At 73.6% G+C, this 3,070-nt stretch carries 1 protein-coding gene and 1 pseudogene; both read right to left on the minus strand.

Annotated features, from left to right (window positions below; all coding sequences use genetic code 11):
• A pseudogene (locus G3I65_RS20445) lies at positions 1-2,703 on the minus strand (type I polyketide synthase); the annotation flags it as partial.
• 29 nt (positions 2,704-2,732) lie between these two features.
• On the minus strand, positions 2,733-3,070 hold a 338-nt coding region (locus G3I65_RS20450; protein ID WP_160697528.1), incomplete at its 5' end, for an acyl carrier protein.

Below are 3,070 nucleotides of genomic sequence, written 5' to 3' on the forward strand. Positions count from 1 at the left end.
GACGTCGCCGGTCACGGCGGGCGCGTCGAGCCAGAACGGCGTGCGCTGGAACGGGTAGGTGGGCAGTTCGACGCCGGTCGCGTCGACGCCGTCGAGCTCGCGGGCCCAGTCGACGTCGACGCCGTGGCCGAAGGCGGTGCCGAGCGAGGTGAGCAGCCGGGCGCGGCCGCCGTCGCCGCGCCGGAGGGTGCCGACGGCGGCTTCGTCGAGGCCGGGGACGAGCACCGGGTGCGGGCTGCACTCGACGAACACGGGCTTGCCGCCGAAGCCGCGCACGGTCCGGTCGAAGTGGACGGTCCGGCGCAGGTTCCGGTACCAGTAGGCGGCGTCGAGCGCGGCGGTGTCGAGCAGCTCGCCGGTGACGGTCGAGTGGAACGGGATCCGGCCGGCACGCGGGCGGATCGGGCCCAGCACATCGAGCAGCTCGGCCTCGATGGCCTCGACGTGCGCGGAGTGGGACGCGTAGTCCACGGCGATCCGCTTGGCCGGGAGATCCCGGGTGAGCAGCTCGTCGAGGGCGGCGGCGTCGCCGGAGACGACCACCGAGGACGGCCCGTTGACCGCGGCGATCGAAAGCCGCTCGCCCCACGGCTCGATCAGCTCTCGCGCGCGCTCCACGGGAACGGTGAGCGACACCATGCCACCGAGACCCGACAGCCGCAGGATCGCCTTGCTCCGCAACGCGACGACCCGCGCACCGTCCTCAAGCGACAGTCCACCCGCGACCACCGCGGCGGCGATCTCCCCCTGGGAGTGCCCGATCACGGCCACGGGCTCGACCCCGTGGGAGCGCCAGACGTCGGCGAGCGACACCATCACGGCCCACAGCGCGGGCTGCACGACGTCGACGCGTTCCAGGTCACCGTCGAGGACGTCGAACAGATCCCAATCCACGAACGGCTTGAGGGCGGCCGCGCACTCGGCCATCCGCGCGGCGAACACCGGCGACGATTCGAGCAGCTCACGCCCCATCCCGGCCCACTGCGAACCCTGCCCGGGGAAGACGAACACGGCCCGCCGCGTCCCGCGCGCGACCTCGGCGCCGACGCCCTGCTCGGCCAGCGCGGTCAGCCCGGCCCGCAGATCCCCGGCGACGACGGCCCGGTGCTCGTACACCTGCCGCGTCTTCACGAGCGCGGCCCCGACCGCCGCCGGGTTCTCGTCCACCAGGCCAAGCAAGTTCCGCGCCTGCGCCCGCAGCGCGGGTTCACTCCGGGCGGAGAGCACCCACGGGACCAAGCGCCCCAAGGCGGCCTTGGTTGCGTCTTGCGCACCGAAGGCCGCCTTGGGTGCGTCTGACGCACCGAAGGCCACATTGGGGCGCTCGGGCGCTTCCAGGATGACGTGCGCGTTTGTGCCGCTCACCCCGAACGACGAGACCCCCGCCCGCCGGGCGGCACCCGTCTCCGGCCACGCCACCGGCTCGGTGAGCAGCTCGACCGCCCCGGACGCCCAGTCGACGTGCGGCGAAGGCGCGTCGACGTGCAACGTCTTCGGCAGCACGCCGTGCCGCATCGCCTGGATCATCTTGATCATCCCGCCGACCCCGGCGGCGGCCTGCGTGTGCCCGATGTTGGACTTCAGCGATCCCAGCCACAGCGGCCGCTCCCGGTCCTGCCCGTACGTCGCCAGCAGCGCCTCGGCTTCGATCGGGTCACCCAGGGACGTCCCCGTACCGTGGGCTTCGACGGCGTCCACTTCGGACGCGCTCAGCCCCGCGTTGGCCAGCGCCGCCCGGATCACGCGCTGCTGGGCCAGGCCGTTGGGCGCGGTCATGCCGTTGGACGCGCCGTCCTGGTTCACCGCGGTCCCGCGGACCACTGCGAGGATCGGGTGGCCGAGGCGTTCGGCATCGGAAAGCCGTTCCAGCAAAAGGACTCCGGCGCCCTCGGCCCAGCTGGTGCCGTCGGCGGCGGCCGCGAACGCCTTGCAGCGGCCGTCCGGCGCGAGCGCCCGCTGCCGGCTGAACTCGATCAGCGCGGACGGCGTCGCCATCACGGCCACGCCCCCGGCGAGCGCCAGGCTGCAATCTCCCTGCCGCAGGGCCTGCGCGGCCAGGTGGACGGCAACCAGCGACGACGAGCACGCCGTGTCGACGGTGACGGCGGGCCCTTCCAGGCCGAAGGTGTAGGCCAGCCGCCCGGAGGCGACACTGCCCGCGCTGCCGTTGCCGAGCAGGCCCTCGAAACCGTCCGGGACCTGGTACATCCGACCCGCGTAGTCGTTGTACATCACGCCGGCGAACACGCCGGTGCGGCTGCCGCGCACCGCGTCCGCGGTCAGCCCGGCCCGCTCGAACGCCTCGTGCGACACCTCCAGCAGCAGCCGCTGCTGCGGGTCGATGGCAAGGGCGTCACGCGGGCTGATGCCGAAGAACGCCGGGTCGAAGTGGTCGGCGTCGTGCAGGAACCCGCCCTCGCGGGTGTAGACCTTGCCCGGCTCGTCCGGGTCCGGGTCGTAGAGCCCCTCGATGTCCCAGCCGCGGCGGGCGGGGAAGCCGGTGACGGCGTCGCCGCCACGCGCGACGAGGTCCCAGAGTTCCTCGGGGGACCCGGCGCCGCCGGGGTAGCGGCAGCTCATCCCGATGACGGCGATCGGCTCGCCCGCCGCCGCTTCGAGCCGCCGGTTGAGTTCCCGCAGCCGGTCGCTCTCCTTGAGCGACGCGCGCAGGGCTTCGACGATCTTGTCCGGTGCTGTGGCCATGGTGGTCGGTCTCCGCGGTTTCGTTCTGGTCAGGGAAGATCGAGGGCCAGGGAGACGAGGTCGTCCACGTCCATGGCGTCGATCGAGGCTTCGGCGGGTTCGGCGGGCCCGGCGTCCGGGCCGGCCAGCCGCAGCAGGGCGTCGAGCAGCCCGGCTTCCCGCAGCCGGTCCACCGGGATCGCCGCGAGCACGGCGGCGAGGTCGGGCTCGACGTGCAGCTCGGCCTGCAGGTGCGTGGCGAGCGCGGTCGCGTCCGGGTAGCTGAACACCAGCGTCGGGGGCAGCCGCAGGCCGGTTTCGGCGCCGATCCGGTTGCGCAGCTCGACCGCGGTGAGCGAGTCGAAGCCGAGGTCGCGGAACGCCTGCC

This window comes from Amycolatopsis sp. SID8362 (assembly GCF_010550475.1).
Taxonomy (GTDB): Bacteria; Actinomycetota; Actinomycetes; order Mycobacteriales; family Pseudonocardiaceae; genus Amycolatopsis; species Amycolatopsis eburnea.